The organism is Pseudomonas sp. B21-012 (assembly GCF_024749305.1).
GTDB lineage: Bacteria > Pseudomonadota > Gammaproteobacteria > Pseudomonadales > Pseudomonadaceae > Aquipseudomonas.
In genome coordinates this window covers 1-18,812 of the sequence record NZ_CP087197.1, presented here as the reverse complement: position 1 = coordinate 18,812, position 18,812 = coordinate 1, and the positions used below count along the sequence as shown (strand labels likewise).

The following is an 18,812-nucleotide window of genomic DNA, read 5'->3' as shown; positions in this document are numbered from 1 at the left end:
TTTTACTAGGCGGGCAAGCCCGCAACGGTACATGCCGCTATGTCGATCTTGCAGGCGATCAGAATTTTTCTTTTTTACCTGCTGCTGGGTACCAGCTCCTTGCTGTGGTGCACCCTGAGCTTTTTTATCGCGCCGTTTTTGCCTTTCAGCGCCCGCTACCGCTTCATCAACGTCTACTGGTGCCGCTTTGCGCTGGTGTTGGTACGGGTGTTTCTCAACATCAAGGTCAAGGTCACCGGGGCTGAAAACATCCCCAAGCAACCCTGTGTGATCCTTTCTAACCACCAGAGCACCTGGGAAACCTTTTTCCTTTCCGCCTATTTCTCGCCCTTGAGCCAAGTGCTCAAGCGTGAACTGCTGTACGTGCCGTTCTTCGGCTGGGCCATGGCCATGCTGCGGCCGATCGCCATTGACCGCGATAACCCCAAGGCAGCCTTGAAGCAAGTCGCCAGCAAGGGCGATAAATTGCTCAAGGAGAATGTCTGGGTGCTGATCTTCCCCGAAGGCACCCGTGTGCCGTTCGGCCAGATTGGCAAGTTCTCGCGCAGCGGGGCCGCGTTGGCGGTCAACGCTGGCCTACCGGTACTGCCGATCGCCCACAACGCCGGCAAGTTCTGGCCCAAGCAGGGCTGGGGCAAACGTGCCGGCACCATCGAGGTGGTAATTGGCGCCCCGATGTTTGCCGAAGGCAGCGGCCCACGGGCGATTGCCGAGTTAAACGATCGTGCTGCAGCCTGGAATGAACAGACCCAGCGCGAGCTCGGCTCACTGCCTGCAGCGGCGCCGAATGCGACGCAGGGCGTGGCCTGACCGTTCTGTGGATAACTTGTGTACAGTATTTGGATTTCTCAGCGAAAAAATCGCTAAGTTATTAATTTAGCTACTTATTTCTCTGTATGACTGTTTTCTGAAAATCGTGCATAAGTTTTTTCGCGGCATAAAAAAACCGGCGCTTACGCCGGTTTTTTTGTGCCCGCAAATCCCTATACCTTGTCGATATCCACATCCCGGGTTTCTTTCAGGCAGAACAGCCCCACCACCAGGCTGATACCGGTGATCAGCACCGGGTACCAGAGCCCGTAGAAGATGTCGCCGGTGTACACCACCAGGGCAAAGGACACGGTGGGCAGGAAGCCGCCGAACCAGCCGTTGCCAATGTGGTAGGGCAGCGACATCGAGGTGTAGCGGATACGCGTTGGGAACAGCTCGACCATCACCGCCGCCAGCGGGCCGTAGGTCATGGTCGCGATCAGGATCATGGCGACGATCAGCAGCACCACCATCGGCTGGTTGACGCTGGCTGGATCGGCCTTGGCCGGGTAGCCGGCTTTTTCGATCGCTGCACGCAGGGCTGCTTCGTCAAACCCATTGATCTTCTGCTCGCCAATGCTCACCACCACTTCGGCACCAGCAGCCGCTTCAGCCGAGCTGTAGGGCAGGCCCTGTTTGACCAGGAAGGTTTTGACCTTGTCGCAGGGGCTGTCAAAACGCGCCTTGCCCACCGGATCGAACTGGAAGGTGCAGCCTTGCGGATCGGCCATCACCACAATCGGGGCCTGGCGGCTGGCGGCGTCGATCTGCGGGTTGGCGTAATGGCTCAGAGCCTTGAACAGTGGGAAGTACAGTACCGTGGCCAGCAGCAAGCCGAGCATCAGGATCGGCTTGCGCCCGACCCGGTCCGACAACCAACCGAAGAACACGAAGAACGGCGCGCCGATCACCACGCTGATAATCAGCAAAGTGTTGGCCTGGGCCGGGTCCATCTTGAGCATCTGGGTAAGAAAGAACAGCACATAGAACTGCGCGGTGTAGAAGGTCACCGCTTGCCCGGCGTTGATGCTGAACAGGGCAGTGAGCACCACTTTGAGGTTGGGCCAGGAGCCGAACGATTCACGGATCGGCGCTTTACTGGCCTTGCCCTGGGCCTTCATCTTCACGAAGGCTGGCGACTCGTGCATGCTCATGCGGATCCAGGTGGAAATCCCCAACAGCACGATCGACAGCAGGAACGGCAGGCGCCAGCCCCAGACTTCGAACTGGTCGCCACTGATGTAACGGCTGCCGAGCACCACCAACAGCGACAACAGCAGGCCGAGGGTCGCGGTGGACTGGATAAAACCAGTGTGGAAGCCGCGTTTGCCAGGTGGTGCGTGTTCGGCAACATAAGTCGCCGCGCCGCCGTACTCACCACCGAGCGCCAGGCCCTGCAGCATGCGCAACACCACCAGAATGATCGGTGCAGCAATGCCGATGCTGGCGTAGGTCGGCAACAGGCCGACGGCAAAGGTCGACAAGCCCATCAGCACGATGGTCACCAGGAAGGTGTACTTGCGCCCGATCATATCGCCAAGGCGGCCGAACACCAGCGCACCGAAGGGCCGCACGAGAAAGCCGGCGGCAAAGGCCATCAAGGCAAAGATAAAGGCAGTGGTGTCGTTCACCCCGGCAAAGAACTGCTTGCTGATGACCGCGGCCAATGCCCCATAAAGAAAAAAGTCATACCACTCGAAAACTGTCCCGAGGGATGACGCGAAAATGATCTTGCGTTCTTCCCGGCGGCTGGTGCTCGCCGTTGCAGCGCCCTGCTCTTGAATGTAATCCGACATCGTTGCTGTCCTCGGCCTGCAGGCCCCAGTGATTATTCTTGTTGTTCCACTGTCGACGCCGGCAGACTGCGTCCGGCGTCGTTGTTGCTACGCACCCTGGTCAGGGCGTCGGTACTGCGTTTTTTTCATCGATGCGGCTTGTGGATAAGCTTTCCCGGCGAATCAATTGCGCCGCCTTTTCGGCAATCATCAGGGTAGGGGAGCAGGTATTGCCGGAGACGATTTGCGGCATGATCGAGGCGTCGGCAACCCGCAACCCCGGCACGCCGTGCACGCGCAACTGGTCGTCGACCACATCCAGCGGCCCGTTGCCCATACGGCAGGTGCCTACCGGGTGGAAAATGGTAGTGCCGATCTGCCCGGCGGCTTCATGCAACTGCTGTTCGCTTTGCAGGTCGGGGCCTGGCAGATACTCACGCGGGCTGAACGCCGCCAGGGCAGGGGCCTGGACGATCTTGCGGGTCAGGCGAATGGCTTGGGCGGCGACGCGCAGGTCTTCAGGGTCGCTCAGGTAGTTGGGGTCGATCAGTGGCGCGTCGTCCGGGTTGGCCGAGCGGATATCGATACGCCCGCGGCTGGCCGGGCGCAGGTTGCACACCGAGGCGGTAAACGCCGGGAAGCGGTGCAGCGGCTCGCCAAAGCGCTCCAGCGACAAGGGCTGCACGTGGTACTGCAGGTTGGCCGAAGCCTGCTCCGGACTGGAGCGCACGAACGCCCCCAACTGGCTCGGCGCCATCGCCAGCGGGCCGCTGCGATCGTAAAGGTAACGCAGGCCCATGCCGAGTTTGCCCCAGGGACTGTTGGCAACCTGGTTGAGGGTGCGCGCCTGGGTAACCTGGTAGATCAGGCGCAGTTGCAGATGGTCCTGCAGGTTGCCGCCAACCCCGGGCAATTCGTGGCGAACAGTTATCCCCAGGCTCTCGAGCAAGCCACGCGGGCCGATGCCCGAGCGCTGGAGAATACCGGGTGAACCCACGGAGCCGGCACACAGGATAATCTCCCGGCGTGCGCTGAAGTTCTGCCAATTGCCTTGCCAGCGAGCACGTACCTGCGAAGCGCGGCCTTCTACCAGCACCACCTGGTCAACCAGCACATCGGTCAGTACCGTCAGATTGGGGCGGTTGCGAATCGGGCGCAAAAACGCCTTGGCCGAGTTCCAGCGAATGCCGGAACGCTGGTTGACCTGAAAGTATCCACAGCCCTGGTTATCCCCAGTGTTGAAGTCAGCAACGTTAGGGATGCCACTCTGCGCCGCGGCTTCGCGGAAGGCATCGAGGATCGGCCAGGAGTAGCGTTGCTGCTCGACTCGCCACTCGCCTTCGTTGCCATGGGCTTCGCTGGCGCCGCCGAAGTGGTTTTCGCTGGCCTTGAACAGTGGCAGCACATCCTTCCAGGCCCAACCGGCATTGCCCTGCTCGGCCCAGCGATCGTAATCGCCCGCCTGGCCACGCATGTAGATCATGCCGTTAATGGAAGAACAGCCACCGAGCACCTTGCCCCGTGGATAACCCAGGGCACGGCCATTGAGGCCGGGTTGCGCTTCGGTCTTGAAGCACCAGTCGGTGCGTGGGTTGCCGATGCAGTAGAGGTAACCCACCGGAATGTGAATCCAGGGGTAGTTGTCGCGCCCACCCGCTTCGAGCAACAGCACCCGGCAGCCTGGGTCGGCGGATAAGCGATTGGCCAGAAGGCACCCGGCAGGACCGGCACCAACCACCACATAGTCGTAGACAGGATCGGCTGATGGCATGGGCAACCTCGCGCCTGATTATTATTCTTGTCCCAGCCCATGTTATTGATTAATTTCGGGATGAAAACGTTAGATTTCACTCAAGTGCTGTGCGTTTTAACACAACGTCCGTGAACACCTGATTCACAAGGAAAAGCATGTTCGACTGGAATGATCTGCGGTTTTTTCTCGAGTTGCAGCGCAGCGGCCGGCTGCTGACTGCGGCCAAACGTCTGAACACCACCCACAGCACCGTGGCCCGGCATATCGACAATATCGAACAGAGCCTGGGTACCGCCTTGTTCGTCCAGCACGCCCAGGGCTACGAACTGACGCCCTCCGGCCAGGCCCTGCTCAAGCACGCCGAAGCCATGGAAAACGTCGCCCTGCTGGCCCAGGAAGAAATCACCCAGGCCATCACCCCGCTGGGCAAGATTCGCCTGGGAGTCACCGAAGGCATCGGCATCATGTTCTTCACCCCGCGCATGGGCAGCTTGTTCGAACGCTACCCAGGCCTTGAAGTGGAGCTGGTGGCGGTACCGCGGTTTGTCAGCATCCTCAACCGCGAAGCGGAGATCAGCATTCACCTGGAGCGGCCCAACGCCGACCTGTTGATAACCCGCAAACTTACCGATTACCGCCTGGCGCTGTACGCCAGCCCCGAGTACCTGGCCCAGGCACCAGCGCTCAATCACCGCGAAGACCTGGCCAAGCACAGCTGGATCGGCTACGTCGACGACCTGCTGTTCAGCCAGGAGCTGCTGTTTTTGAACAGCTTCTGCCGGGCACCCAACGTGGTGTTTCGCAGCACCAGCGTGATCGCCCAGCAACAAGCGGCCCGCGCCGGCCTGGGCATTGCCGTGTTGCCCAACTACATGGCCCGCCATGATCCGGCGCTGGTGCGGGTGCTGCCCAGCGAGACCATCCAGCGCAGCTACTGGATCTGTACCCGCCGTGAGCTGCACAAGTCGGTGCGCCTGCGCGTGGTCTGGGATTTTCTCCTGGCCCTGTGCGCGCAGGAGCAGGACGCCTTGCTGGCGGAGTAGGGCCTCAGCCGCCCAGGGTTTTCGCCGCCAACAGCACCGCCGCACAGATACCCACGGTCGCAAACATCTGCTGCAGTCGTGGCCCGGCCAGTTTGCTGGCGACCTGACGCGCCAGCAGCAGCCCGAGCACCGCACCGCCGGCAAACGGCGCGCCCACAGACCAATGCATGACGCCGCCAACCGTGGCGCTGACCACGCTGCCGGTCGACACCAGGGCGATCACCGCCAGGGAAGTGGCAACGATGCTCTTCATGTCCAGGTTGGTGTAACGGCTCAGCGCCGGGATGATCACAAAACCGCCGCCAACCCCGAGCAACCCCGACAGCAATCCGGACATCGCGCCGGTAAACGCCAGGGCGCGGGCGCAGGGCAGAGTCCAGCGCAGGCGCCCCTGCAAGGGGTTAAGCACACAGGGCATGACCATGCGTTGGCCCAGTGGTGGCTGGCCACGGAGTTCGCGGTGCGCCTTGAGCAGCATGCGTGCACAGGCATAGACCAGCACCACGGCGAAAACCAGAGCCAACGGCCCGTTCGGCAAGCGATGGGCAAGCATCAAGCCGAAGGGCGCAATCGCAATGCCGATCACCGCCACAAACAACGCCGCACGATAACGCACCAGACCTTGGCGCAAGCCCAACAGGGCACCCACCGCCGCCGCCATGCCGACAGCCAGCAAGCCGACTGGCGCCGCCTCGACCATCGACAAGCCCAGACCGAATACCAGCAAGGGTACGGCAAGAATGCCGCCACCGGCGCCGGTCAGCGCCAGCACCGCACCAATGATCGCGCCCAGCCCAGCCGCAAGAAATTGATGCTCGATCACCGCAGGCCCTCGGCGCCAACCCGCGGCTTGGCCAGCCACTCACGGCCCTTGAGCATGCAGCGCCAGTACAGCGGCGGCAGGATCTGCGCCTTCAGAAGCCACGCCAGGCGCGTCGGCCGACGACCGTCGAGCAGCCAACGGGGGAAGCTCGGCGCCAGCTTGCCGCCATAGGTGAACTCGGCAAGCACGATCTTGCCGCGCTCGACAGTCAAGGGGCAGGAGCCGTAGCCATCGTAGTGGGCGAGGTTGGGCAGGCGCCCAAGTGCCACCAGCACGTTGTTGGCCACCACCGGCGCTTGCTTGCGCGCAGCCGCCGCAGTCTTGGCATTGCTGGTGTTGATGCCATCGCCCAAGGCGTGGATGTTGCTATAGCGTTTATGACGCAGGGTAGCCGGGTCGACATCGATCCAGCCGGCCTGGTCAGCCAGCGGGCTGTTGCGAATAAAATCAGGGGCAACCTGCGGCGGCACTACATGCAGCATGTCGAAAGGCTGCACCCGGGTTTCACTGCTGCCATCGGGCAAGGTGCGCACAAAGGTAGCGCGCTTGCCCGGGCCATCGACCGCCACCAGGCGATGCGCGTACTGCAGGTCTACCGCGTACTTGTCGATGTACTCCATCAAGGCCGGCACATAGTCAGGCACCCCGAACAGCACGCCACCGGCATTGAAAAACTGCGCCTGGATGTTGCCCAGCCGACCGTTGCGCAGCCAGTGGTCACACGACAGGTACAGGGCCTTTTGCGGTGCGCCGGCACATTTGATCGGCATCGGTGGCTGGGTGAACAACGCCCGGCCTTCACGCAGGTTCTGCACCAGTTGCCAGGTGTAGGGCGCCAGGTCATAGCGGTAGTTGGAAGTCACGCCGTTACGCCCAAGGGTTTCGCTCAAGCCCTCGATGGCATCCCAGTCGAGCTTCAGCCCAGGGCAGACCACCAGCTGTTCGTAACTGAGCAGTCGCCCGTCATTCAGCGTCACCGTTTGCGCCTGCGGATCAAAGCTCTCGACCCGCGCCTTGATCCACTGCACGCCGCCGGGAATGGTCGAGGCCATGGTGCGCGCCGTCGAAGGCGCCTGGAAGATACCGGCGCCGACCATGGTCCAGCCCGGTTGGTAGTAGTGCACATCGGCCGGGTCGATGATCGCGACATCCAGCGAAGGGTCGCGGCAGATCAAGCTGGAGGCGGCAGCGACACCGGCAGCACCGGCACCGACGATCAGCACTTTATGGTGGTCGCCTTTCGGCACCTCGGCAGGGGAGGGTTGAGCATGCATGGCAGGGTCCTTCTAATAATAATTCTGGGGTGAAACTCAGAGCACGTTGAGCGGGATCTTCAGGTAGCGCACTCCGTTGTCTTCAGGTTCAGGTAGTTGGCCGCTGCGCATGTTGATCTGCACCGAAGGCAGAATCAGCACCGGCATCTCCAGGGTGGCGTCGCGGGCTTCGCGCATGCTGACGAAGCTGTCTTCGCTGATGCCTTCACGGATGTGGATGTTGCTGGCGCGCTGTTCGGCCACCGTGGTCATGTAGCGCAATTCGCGGCCACCCGGCAGGTAGTCGTGGCACATGAACAGGCGCGTCTCGGCGGGCAGGGCAAGGATGCGCTGGATCGAGCGATACAAAGTGCGCGCACTGGCGCCAGGGAAGTCGCAACGGGCGGTGCCGTAATCGGGCATGAACAGCGTGTCGCCGACAAAGGCGATGCTTTGCCCGTCGACCTCCACCACGTAGGTCATGCACGCCGGCGTGTGGCCGGGCGTGTGCAGGGCACGTGCCTTGAGGTTGCCGATGGTGAAGGGCTGCTCGTCGTCGAACAGCACATCGAACTGGCTGCCATCGCGGGCGAAGCCGCCATCGGCATTGAACAGCGCACCGAAGACTTTTTGCACCTGGGTGATCTGGCTGCCAATGGCAATCTGGCCGCCCAGCGCCTGCTTGAGGTAAGCCGCCGCCGACAGGTGATCGGCGTGCACGTGGGTTTCGAGAATCCACTGAACCTTGCCACCCAGTTCGCTCACCCGACCAATCAGCTTGTCTGCCGAAGCACTGCTGGTGCGCCCGGACTTCGGATCGTAATCCAGCACACTATCGATCAAGGCACAGTCGCCACTGCTCCGGTCCATCAGCAGATAGCTGATGGTAGAGGTGACACTGTCAAACAGTGCCTCCACATACAAGTTGCCGCCGATGATCATTTACCACGCTCCGAATTCATCACAGGTGCCAGCTATCAAGCCTTGCTGGCAATTGACAGGCTGTCATCAAGATATGTGCCATCGAACAGGTAGGCTGTTTCCCAATGTTCTCGGGCTGCGCAGGGAAAAGCACTGCCAGACTGTCAGCATAGTTGGCAGTGACATGGCAGCAGTTGGCAGTTTTTGGCAGTCACTGGCAGCTTCAGTTAAGCTTCGCCCGAGCTTGCCCAGGTGTCGCCATGTCCTTCTCGTCCACTGTTGTTCCTCATCCTGCCGTGCAGGCTTTGGTGTCCTACCTCGAACACGACGCCCAGCCGACCATCGTGCTCGACACCGACTACAACATCCTCGCTGCCAACGCTGCCTACCGACGCCAGTTCGGCATCGACGGCCAACCGCCCATCGGCGCCAAGTGCCACCGGGTGTCCCATCACTACGCCGTGCCTTGCGACCAGGCCGGCGAACACTGCCCGATGCGCAAGGCCTGGGACAGCCGGTTGCCCGAGCGCGTGCTGCATGTGCACCACACTCCGCGCGGGCCAGAGCATGTGGATGTCGAGTTGCGCCCGATCCTCGATGAGCAAGGTGAGGTGGTGGCGTTCGTCGAGCGCCTGACCAGCATCACCGTCGCTTCCGCCCAGCCCCAGCAACAAGGCTTGGTCGGCCGCTCAGCGGCGTTCCAGGAAGCACTGGCCAGCCTGCAGCGCGCGGCACCTGCGCAAATTCCGGTGTTGCTCCAGGGTGAATCCGGGACCGGCAAAGAGTTGTTTGCGCGCGCTCTGCACCTGGGCAGCCCTCGGGCCAGCGGCCCGCTGGTGGTGGTCGACTGCACCGGCCTGACTGAGTCGTTATTCGAGAGCGAGCTATTCGGTTACGAGAAGGGCGCCTTTACCGGCGCCCATCAGCGCAAGATCGGCCTGGCGGAAGCGGCTCATGGCGGCACCTTGTTCCTCGATGAAATCGGCGAAGTACCGTTGGCGATGCAGGTCAAACTGCTGCGCCTGATCGAGTCTGGCAGCTTTCGCCCGGTCGGCAGCCTGCGTACGGTTCACTCCGACTTCAGGCTGGTTTCGGCGACCCACAAACCGCTCAAGGAAATGGCTGCAGCGGGCACCTTCCGTGAAGACCTGTATTACCGCATCAGCGGTTTTCCGATCCGCTTGCCGGCATTGCGTGAACGGGTCGACGACCTGCCGTTGTTGATCGAGAGCCTGTTGCAACGGATGGCAGGGGCGGCGGCACCGAAGGTCACCCCAGATGCGATGAATCGACTGAGCTTGTACGCCTATCCTGGCAACATTCGCGAGCTGCGTAATATCCTCGAACGAGCGCGGCTGTTCGCCGACGACGGACTGATCCGTGCCGAGCACCTGCCTGCTGAGCTCGGTTCGAGACTTGAGCCGGCGCCAAGCATCAGCCGCCGCAGCAAAGACAACCTCGGGCAACTGGCCCAGGCCCTGGACAGCTTCAATGGATCACGCAGCGAGCTGGCGCGTCACCTGGGCATGAGTGAACGCACTTTGTACCGGCGCCTGCGCGAACTGGGTCTTTGAGACTGACGCAAGACAACCAACTGCGGCTTTTTCTTCTACGCTGAAACTGCTCACCCACCGCAGAGCGTTCCATGCGTCGATTGCCGAGTCGGTAACCAGGTGCCAGGACGCCTGACGTTCCGCTCTGTCTTTTCTGCCACAGGAGCATCGTCATGTCTTCCTGCCTTCACCGGGCGATCCTGCTCAGCATCGCCATGCTCGCGCTTTCTGGTTGTTTCGAAGAGGACGCGCAACCCAAGGCCACGGCTACGGCGCCCGCAGCGTCTGCACCGGCTACACCAGCCGCGCCGGCGGCGCCGAGCGAGGCGGTGTTCAGCACCGAACAGCTTGATCAAATGCTCGCACCGTTGGCGTTGTATCCGGACGCTTTACTCGCACAGGTGCTGATGGCCACCACCTATCCAGGCAATGTCGCCGACGCGATTGCCTGGTCCAAGGCGCATCCGAACGTCAGCGGTGATGCCGCGGTCAAGCAGGTCGCCGAGCAACCTTGGGACCCCAGCGTGCAATCCTTGGTGGCTTTCCCGCAGGTGCTGGCGACACTTGGCCAGGACCCGGTCTGGGTACAGCGCGTCGGCGATGCCTTTCTCGCCCAGCCTGACGCGGTGATGAACTCGGTGCAGCGCCTGCGCGCCAAGGCCAAGGCTGCCGGGCACCTGGAGTCCAACGAACAGCAGACGGTTATCGTGCAACCATCAAGCGCCCCCGCAGGCGGCACGACCACGGTGGTACAAGGTGCCGCGCCAGCACAGACTATCGTTATCCAGCCGACCAACCCGCAGGTTGTATACGTACCAAGCTACAACCCCTCCGTGGTGTACGGCAGTTGGTCCTCGCCGTCCTACCCACCCGCGTACTATCCGCCGCCACCGGGGTATGCCATCGGCACGGCGTTAGCCTCCGGCCTGGCTTTTGGTGCAGGCGTCGCAATCGTCAATTCACTCTGGGGGGATTGCGACTGGGACGATCATGACGTCGATATCAACGTCAATCGCTACAACAATATCAACAACGTCAACCGCAGGCTCGATGCCAACCAGAACACCTGGCGCCATAATCCTGCGTATCGCGACGGCGTCCCATACCGCGACCAGGCCAGTCGAGCCCAGTTCGACCGACGCTTACCCGGCAGTGCAGAGCGCACAGCCTACCGCGGTGACACCCCGGCCCGGGTCGAAGATCGCGCGCGAGCCCGTGAAACCCTGACACAGCGCGGCATCGAAGCACCGGCAACCAGCAACCTTGAAGCCCGCCAACGGGTGCAGAGTGCCGACCGCGAGCGCGCCCAACAGCGCCTGGAAAAACAGGGCATCAACCCGTCCGGCAATGCACGCGAGCGTGCTCAGGTTGCCGACCGCCAACTGAAAAATGACGGTCAGGCCCGCCAGCGGGCACAGGCGCCGCAGAACAACCGCCCGCCTCAGCAGGCGGGGCGCAACCAACAAGTACGCCAGCAAGCCCGTCAGCAACATGTTAGCGCCCAGGCACCGCGCAACAATGCGTTGGCCGGTGTGCGCAACCCTTCGCAGTCACGCATCGCAAGCAATCGTGGCCAGCTCAGCCAACGCAGCGCCAGCCGACCATCTGCAGCCGCTGCGGGCCACCAGGTACAACGACCCGCGCGGATGCAATCCGGCGGTGGCGGCCGTCGCCGTTGAGAGGAGAATCAGTCATGAATGCTGCTAGCCGAATTGTGCTGATTCTGCTGCTGTGCTGGACGTCCAGCAGCTACGCTCAGGAACATTTCCCACACCCCGAAGCCGCCGGCGAAGCACTGGTGCAGGCGCTTGGTAGCGAAAAGGCCGATAGCCAACTGTTGGCGAAATTGCTTGGCAACGACTGGGAGAGTTACATCCCGACCAAGAACATCGATCGCAAAGATGTCGATGCCTTTCTCGCCCTCTACAAGGAAAAACATCAGGTTCAGTCCGACAACCCGAAGCGTGCACATCTGGTCGTCGGCGACACGCCCTGGGTGTTCCCGATTCCCATCAGACACAGTACTGACGGTTGGGCATTCGACACCAAAGCCGGCGCCGCGGAAATCCGCCTGCGCCGCATCGGACGCAACGAGCTGGCGACCATTCAATCAGTGCGCGCCTATCACGACGCGCAGATGGATTACGCCGAGGTTGATCGCAATGACGATGGGATACTCGAGTACGCGCAGAAACTCATCAGCAGCGACGGGCAGTTCGACGGTTTGTACTGGCCGCAAGAGGAGGGCGTCGAAGAAAGCCCGCTCGGACCGCTTTTTGGTGATACCGCAACGGGCGATGATTGGCACGGCTACCACTATCGCATCCTCACTGGCCAAGGCCCTTCGGCGCCGGGCGGCGCCTATGACTACAAGATCGGTAATCACATGACCCGCGGCTTTGCCGTGATCGCCTGGCCGGCGGACTATGGCGACACGGGCGTGATGAGCTTCATGATCAGCCACGACGGCGAACTGTTCGAGAAAGACCTCGGCCGCGACAGCGCCAAGCGCGCTGCCGCGATTACCCGTTTCGACCCCGACAGCAGTTGGAGCGAAGTAAAGGACGAAGAAGAGGGGCGCTGAACCGAACAGCTCAACACAGGAAAACCAGCACAACAAAAAGCCCGCGTGAGCGGGCTTGATGATGTTGCTTTACTTTGAACCTACAGCTGATCAGAAGTCCAGGTTGGACACCGCCAGGGCGTTGCTCTCGATGAACTCACGACGTGGCTCAACGGCGTCGCCCATCAGGGTGTTGAAGATCTGATCGGCAGCGATCGCATCTTCGATGGTCACCTTGAGCATGCGGCGCACGGTTGGGTCCATGGTGGTTTCCCACAACTGATCCGGGTTCATCTCACCCAGACCTTTGTATCGCTGGATGGTGTGGCGCTTGGTGCTTTCGGTCATCAGCCAGTCCAGTGCTTCCTTGAACTCGGTGATGGCTTTTTTGCGCTCGCCACGTTGCACGTAGGCGCCTTCGCCCAGCAGGGTGCTCAGCTGTGCACCGAGGGCGGTGACGGTGCGGTAGTCGTTACTGCCAAAGAAGTCACGGTTGAAGGTGACGTAGCTGGCCAGGCCGTGGGAGGTGATTTCCACTTCCGGCAGCCAGACATTGCGCTCTTTGTCTTCGCGCAGGCTGGCCTTGTACAGCAGGCCGGACTTCTCGCTGGTGCGCAGACGCTCTTCGAATTTGCCCAGCCACTCCTGCATGGCAGCGTGGTCGCCCAACTGCTCCAGCGATACCGCCGGCAGGTAGACGAAGTGCTCGGTCAGCTCCTGCGGGTACAGGCGCGAGAGGCGCTTGAGGGTCTTCATCACGGTACGGAATTCGTTGACCAGACGCTCCAGCTCGACGCCGGAAACAGGTGGTGCGGATTCGTCCAGGTGCAGGCTGGCATCTTCCAGAGCCGACTGGGTCATGTACTCTTCCATGGCGTCGTCGTCTTTGATGTACTGCTCTTGCTTGCCTTTCTTGACCTTGTACAGCGGTGGCTGGGCAATGTAGATGTAGCCACGCTCGACCAGTTCCGGCAGCTGACGGAAGAAGAAAGTCAGCAGCAGGGTACGAATGTGCGAACCGTCGACGTCAGCATCGGTCATGATGATGATGTTGTGATAGCGCAGCTTGTCGATGTTGTACTCTTCGCGGCCGATACCACAGCCCAGCGCGGTGATCAGCGTGCCCACTTCCTGGGACGAGATCATCTTGTCGAAGCGTGCTTTCTCGACGTTGAGGATCTTGCCCTTGAGCGGCAGGATCGCCTGGGTCTTGCGGTTACGACCCTGCTTGGCCGAACCACCCGCGGAGTCACCCTCCACCAGGTACAGTTCGGAAAGGGCAGGGTCCTTCTCCTGGCAATCCGCCAGTTTGCCCGGCAGGCCGGCGATATCCAGCGCACCTTTGCGGCGAGTCATTTCCCGCGCTTTACGAGCAGCTTCACGAGCACGCGCGGCGTCGATCATCTTGCCGACAACGGCCTTGGCTTCGTTCGGGTTCTCCAGCAGGAAGTCGGAGAAGTACTTGCCCATCTCCTGTTCCACGGCTGTTTTCACTTCCGAGGACACCAGCTTGTCTTTGGTCTGCGAGCTGAACTTCGGATCAGGTACCTTCACCGAGATGATCGCGGTCAGACCTTCACGGGCGTCGTCGCCGGTGGTCGAAACCTTGTTCTTCTTGGCCAGGCCTTCCTGCTCGATGTAGTTGTTCAGGTTACGGGTCAACGCCGAGCGGAAACCGACCAGGTGGGTACCACCGTCGCGCTGCGGAATGTTGTTGGTGAAGCACAACAGGTTCTCGTTGAAGCTGTCGTTCCACTGCAGAGCGATTTCCACGCCCACGCCGTCTTCGCGTTGAACACTGAAGTGGAAGACCTGGTTGACCGGGGTCTTGTTGGTATTCAGGTACTCGACGAACGCACGCAGACCGCCTTCGTATTTGAAATGTTCTTCTTTACCGGAGCGCTCGTCCTTCAGCAGGATGCCGACGCCGGAGTTGAGGAAGGACAGTTCGCGAATCCGCTTGGCCAGGATGTCCCAGCTGAAGTGGATGTTCTTGAAAGTTTCAGCCGACGGCTTGAAGTGGATATGGGTACCGGTGGTTTCACTGTCGCCAACGATTTTCATCGGCGCTTGTGGAACACCGTGGACGTAAGTCTGTTCCCAGATCTTGCCACTGCGGCGAACGGTGAGGATCAACTGCTCGGAAAGGGCGTTAACCACCGACACACCTACACCGTGCAGACCGCCGGATACTTTGTAGGAGTTGTCATCGAACTTACCGCCGGCGTGGAGGACGGTCATGATGACCTCGGCAGCAGATACGCCTTCCTCTTTGTGCACGTCGACCGGAATGCCGCGACCGTTGTCGCGAACACTGATGGATTCGTCTGGGTGAATAATTACGGTGATGTCATCGCAGTGGCCGGCGAGTGCCTCGTCGATCGAGTTATCGACCACCTCGAACACCATGTGGTGCAGGCCGCTACCATCATCGGTGTCGCCAATGTACATACCGGGACGCTTGCGCACGGCATCTAGCCCTTTCAGCACTTTAATGCTGGAGGAGTCGTACGTTTGATTTTCGCTCATGCCTTCACTCCCGATGGTCGTGGGTCTGGGTGATACGGCCCTGTTCCACGTGGAACAAAGCAACTGGCGTTTCCGTCTGCCAGCCTTCCCTCAATAATTCTTGATCTACACAGGTGATAAACACCTGGCAGCGTAAGTCTTCCAACAAGCGACAAAGTGCGCGGCGGTGCTGGTCGTCGAGTTCCGACGGCAAGTCATCTACCAGATAAATACATTGGCCGCGACGCGCTTGGCTAACCAGATGGCCTTGAGCAATACGCAATGCACAGACCACCAGCTTCTGCTGGCCGCGAGACAAAATGTCAGCCGCGTTATGGGCGCCGAGTCTCAGGCGCAGGTCTGCACGTTGTGGGCCGGCCTGGGTGTGGCCCATGTGCTGATCACGTTGCAGGGAGGAGGCGAGCACTTCACTGAGTTCGCGATCCTTGTCCCAGCCACGGTAATAGCTCAGGGTCAGCCCTTCGAGCTCGACCAAATCGCTCAGGGTTTGCTCAAAGACTGGCTTCAAGGCCTTGATGTAGTTGCGACGGTATTCATCTATTTCCGCGCTGGCCAGGCACAGTTCCCGGTCCCAGGCCGCTTGCGAAACAGCGTCAAGTGTACCATGCCGCAACCATGAGTTCCGCTGCCGCAAAGCCTTCTGCAGGCGTTGCCATGTAGCCATGAAGCGGGGTTCCACGTGGAACACCCCCCAATCGAGGAACTGCCGGCGTATTTTCGGCGCGCCTTCGAGCAGGCGAAAGCTGTCCGGATTGATCAGTTGCAGGGGCAGAATCTCTGCCAACTGGGCTGCACTGCGAGCATTCTGCCCATCGATGCGAATGGTGAACTCACCTTGCCGATCCCGCGAAATCCCCAGGTTGCTGGAACCGCCTTCACTTAACTCGACCTGGCCGAACACAGTACAAGCCAATTGCTCGTACTGAATCACCGGTGTCAGGCGGGTGCTGCGAAACGAACGGGCCAGGCCCAACAGATGAACGGCTTCCAGCACGCTGGTTTTACCGCTGCCGTTGGCGCCGTACAGGATATTGATGCGGGGGGAGGGAGAGAAGGTCACCGGGTGCAGGTTACGCACCGCGGTGACAGAAACGCGACTGAGGGACATCTAGAGTCTGCTGGACAAATTACAGACGCATCGGCATGACAACATAAGCGGAGTCGTCATTGTCAGCTTCCTGCAGCAGGGCACTGCTGTTGGAGTCCGACAGGATCAGACGAACCTGCTCAGTGGTCATGACACCCAGGACGTCGAGCAAGTAGCTGACGTTAAAGCCGATTTCCAGCGAGCTACCGTTGTACTCGACGCTGATTTCTTCTTCCGCTTCTTCCTGCTCAGGGTTGTTGGCCTGGATCTTCAACTGGGCATTGGCCAGTTGCAGACGGATGCCGCGGTACTTCTCGTTGGACAGAATCGCGGTACGGCTGAAGGCCTCGCGCAGTGCCTGGCGGTCACCGACCACCAGCTTGTCACCGCCCTTGGGCAGCACGCGCTCGTAGTCCGGGAACTTGCCATCGACCAGCTTCGAGGTGAAGGTGAACTCACCAGTAGTAGCACGAATGTGATGCTGACCCAGCACGATGCTGACCATGCCATCCGGCTCAGTAAGCAGGCGCGCCAGTTCGAGGATACCTTTGCGCGGCACGATGACCTGGTGGCGATCAGCCTGGCCGATATCGGCACGCATCGAACACATGGCCAGACGATGACCGTCGGTGGCGACAGCGCGCAGGGTGTCGGTGGACACTTCCAGCAGCATGCCGTTGAGGTAGTAGCGTACGTCCTGCTGGGCCATGGCGAAGCTGGTGCGCTCGATCAAGCGGCGCAGACGGCTTTGCTCCAGGTTGCAGGTCAGCGAGCCTGGGCCTTCTTCAACTGTCGGGAAGTCATTGGCCGGCAGGGTCGACAGGGTGAAGCGGCTACGGCCAGCCTTGACCACGAGCTTCTGCTCATCGAGCTTGATGTCGATCAGCACGTCGTTGGGCAGGCTTTTGCAGATATCCATCAGCTTGCGCGCAGGCACGGTGATTTCGCCTGGCTCGGCCGGCTCTTCCAGTTGCACGCGGCCAACCAGTTCCACTTCCAGGTCAGTACCGGTCAGCGACAACTGCTGACCCTGTACCACCAGCAGTACGTTGGACAGTACCGGCAAGGTCTGGCGGCGCTCGACGACGCCTGCGACCAGTTGCAGGGGTTTCAACAGGGCTTCGCGTTGAATGGTGAAATGCATGGTCTAGTCCCTTGCCTTTAATAAGCTGCGCTGACGTTCATCAAGTCGTCAGAGTCCGCAGCAGGTTCTTGTAGTCCTCGCGGATATCCGCGTCGGATTCCTTGAGTTCGTTGATCTTGCGGCACGCATGCAACACGGTGGTGTGATCGCGGCCGCCGAATACGTCGCCGATCTCCGGCAGGCTGTGGTTGGTCAGCTCTTTGGACAAGGCCATGGCGACCTGCCGCGGACGGGCTACCGAACGGGAACGACGTTTGGACAACAGATCGGAGATCTTGATCTTGTAGTACTCGGCAACGGTGCGCTGGATGTTATCCACACTCACCAGTTTGTCCTGCAGTGCCAGAAGATCCTTGAGCGATTCGCGAATCAGCTCGATGGTGATGTCGCGGCCCATGAAGTGTGAATGAGCAATCACCCGCTTCAGGGCGCCTTCGAGTTCACGCACGTTCGAGCGAATACGCTGGGCGATAAAGAAAGCCGCATCGTGGGGCAGGTCGACCTTGGCCTGGTCGGCCTTCTTCATCAGGATCGCTACCCGGGTTTCCAACTCCGGAGGCTCTACCGCAACGGTCAGGCCCCAGCCAAAGCGCGACTTCAGGCGCTCTTCCAGGCCTTCGATTTCCTTCGGATAACGGTCGCTGGTCAGAATGACTTGCTGGCCGCCTTCGAGCAGGGCGTTGAAGGTATGGAAAAACTCTTCCTGGGAACGCTCTTTACGGGCAAAGAACTGAATGTCATCGATCAGCAGCGCGTCGACCGAACGGTAGAAGCGCTTGAATTCGTTGATGGCATTGAGCTGCAGCGCCTTGACCATGTCGGCGACGAAACGCTCGGAGTGCAGGTACACCACCTTGGCATTCGGGTTCTTCTTGAGCAGGTGGTTACCCACAGCATGCATCAAGTGCGTTTTACCCAGGCCCACGCCGCCGTACAGGAACAGCGGGTTGTAGCCATGCTTGGGGTTGTCGGCAACCTGCCAGGCCGCGGCGCGGGCCAGCTGGTTGGACTTACCTTCGACGAAGTTCTCGAAGGTAAAGGTGCGGTTCAGGTAGCTGGTGTGCTTGAGCGCACCTTCGACCTGCACGGTGCGTTGTTCGGTGCGGCCACTTGGAGCTGGCGCGGCGTTGGCCTCGCCCATGGAATCGAAGCTGTCACGCGAAGGCGCTTGCTCGACTTCTGCCACCGGTGCCGGCGCTGCAACAGGTGCGGCGACCGGTTCGCTGACCACCGCGGTTTGGGCAGCCTGGGCCTGCGAGGCGGCGACGGCTGCAGCCAGCGGCGCATTGGGTGCGGCACGTGGTGCCGAACTGCGTCTGCTGCCTATTAATAAGGAAAGGGCAGGCGCAATACCGTTGCCGTGTTCACCCAGCAGTTCGAGCAGACGGCTCAGGTACTTTTCATTGACCCAGTCGAGAACGAAACGGTTAGGCGCATAGACGCGCAACTCGTCGCCTTCGGCTTCGACCTGTAGCGGACGGATCCAGGTGTTGAATTGCTGGGCAGGCAGTTCATCGCGCAGAAGCTCCACGCACTGCTGCCAAAGTTCCACTGACAC

14 protein-coding genes are annotated in these 18,812 nt (G+C 60.8%); 5 read left to right on the top strand and 9 right to left on the bottom strand.

The features are described 5' to 3' along the window. The first annotated feature begins 39 nt into the window (after positions 1-39). Complete coding sequence (locus LOY37_RS00070; protein ID WP_123567026.1) at positions 40-810, top strand: 1-acyl-sn-glycerol-3-phosphate acyltransferase; 771 nt, start codon at positions 40-42, stop codon at positions 808-810. 173 nt (positions 811-983) lie between these two features. Here the strand turns inward: LOY37_RS00070 and LOY37_RS00065 are convergent, their stop codons facing one another. Continuing rightward, entirely contained in the window at positions 984-2,606 is a 1,623-nt protein-coding gene (locus LOY37_RS00065) for an MFS transporter (protein WP_258608702.1), read from the bottom strand. A 100-nt stretch (positions 2,607-2,706) separates the two neighbouring features. Beyond that, a complete protein-coding gene (locus tag LOY37_RS00060) occupies positions 2,707-4,356 on the bottom strand; it encodes a GMC family oxidoreductase (RefSeq protein ID WP_258716092.1) in 1,650 nt (549 codons plus the stop codon). Positions 4,357-4,493: 137 nt separating this feature from the next. On the opposite strand from LOY37_RS00060, the gene LOY37_RS00055 reads away from it, so the two are divergent. Next, a complete protein-coding gene (locus LOY37_RS00055) occupies positions 4,494-5,381 on the top strand; it encodes a LysR family transcriptional regulator (protein ID WP_045199374.1) in 888 nt (295 codons plus the stop codon). A gap of 4 nt (positions 5,382-5,385) precedes the next feature. On the opposite strand, the gene LOY37_RS00050 is transcribed toward LOY37_RS00055, so the two are convergent. From LOY37_RS00050 to LOY37_RS00040, 3 genes are read right to left on the bottom strand one after another with little or no spacing between them, the layout of a single operon-like run. After that, on the bottom strand, positions 5,386-6,204 hold the full coding sequence (locus LOY37_RS00050) for a sulfite exporter TauE/SafE family protein (RefSeq protein WP_258716091.1): 819 nt from the start codon (positions 6,202-6,204) through the stop codon (positions 5,386-5,388). After that, positions 6,201-7,478: an FAD/NAD(P)-binding oxidoreductase gene (locus tag LOY37_RS00045; RefSeq protein ID WP_258716090.1), complete on the bottom strand. Its 1,278-nt coding sequence runs from the start codon at positions 7,476-7,478 to the stop codon at positions 6,201-6,203. The genes LOY37_RS00050 and LOY37_RS00045 overlap by 4 nt, the downstream gene beginning before the upstream one ends. 36 nt (positions 7,479-7,514) lie before the next feature. Further along, a complete protein-coding gene (locus LOY37_RS00040; RefSeq protein ID WP_258716089.1) occupies positions 7,515-8,399 on the bottom strand; it encodes an MBL fold metallo-hydrolase in 885 nt (294 codons plus the stop codon). A 239-nt stretch (positions 8,400-8,638) separates the two neighbouring features. Here LOY37_RS00040 and LOY37_RS00035 point away from each other — a divergent pair, with 239 nt between their 5' ends. The 3 genes from LOY37_RS00035 to LOY37_RS00025 all read left to right on the top strand — a co-directional run bounded on the left by LOY37_RS00035 (position 8,639) and on the right by LOY37_RS00025 (position 12,515). Then, positions 8,639-9,952, top strand: coding sequence for a sigma-54-dependent Fis family transcriptional regulator (locus LOY37_RS00035; RefSeq protein WP_258716088.1), 1,314 nt, complete (start codon positions 8,639-8,641; stop codon positions 9,950-9,952). A gap of 152 nt (positions 9,953-10,104) precedes the next feature. Then, complete coding sequence (locus LOY37_RS00030) at positions 10,105-11,610, top strand: DUF3300 domain-containing protein (RefSeq protein WP_258716087.1); 1,506 nt, start codon at positions 10,105-10,107, stop codon at positions 11,608-11,610. A 14-nt stretch (positions 11,611-11,624) separates the two neighbouring features. Continuing rightward, positions 11,625-12,515 carry a DUF2950 domain-containing protein gene (locus tag LOY37_RS00025; protein WP_258716086.1) on the top strand — a complete coding sequence of 297 codons (891 nt, stop codon included), beginning with the start codon at positions 11,625-11,627 and terminating at the stop codon, positions 12,513-12,515. A gap of 90 nt (positions 12,516-12,605) precedes the next feature. On the opposite strand, the gene gyrB is transcribed toward LOY37_RS00025, so the two are convergent. Genes gyrB through dnaA form a run of 4 tightly spaced genes read right to left on the bottom strand, consistent with a single transcriptional unit; the run spans position 12,606 to position 18,812 of the window. Further along, the gene (gyrB, locus tag LOY37_RS00020; protein ID WP_045199388.1) at positions 12,606-15,023 is read right to left on the bottom strand and encodes a DNA topoisomerase (ATP-hydrolyzing) subunit B; all 2,418 of its coding nucleotides are present in this window, start codon (positions 15,021-15,023) and stop codon (positions 12,606-12,608) included. A 4-nt stretch (positions 15,024-15,027) separates the two neighbouring features. Continuing rightward, positions 15,028-16,131, bottom strand: a complete 1,104-nt coding sequence (gene recF / locus LOY37_RS00015) for a DNA replication/repair protein RecF (protein ID WP_010222707.1) — start codon at positions 16,129-16,131, stop codon at positions 15,028-15,030. 19 nt (positions 16,132-16,150) lie between these two features. Next, positions 16,151-17,254: a DNA polymerase III subunit beta gene (dnaN, locus tag LOY37_RS00010; protein WP_038997897.1), complete on the bottom strand. Its 1,104-nt coding sequence runs from the start codon at positions 17,252-17,254 to the stop codon at positions 16,151-16,153. Between the two features lie 40 nt (positions 17,255-17,294). Continuing rightward, positions 17,295-18,812, bottom strand: coding sequence for a chromosomal replication initiator protein DnaA (dnaA, locus tag LOY37_RS00005; protein WP_093377769.1), 1,518 nt, complete (start codon positions 18,810-18,812; stop codon positions 17,295-17,297).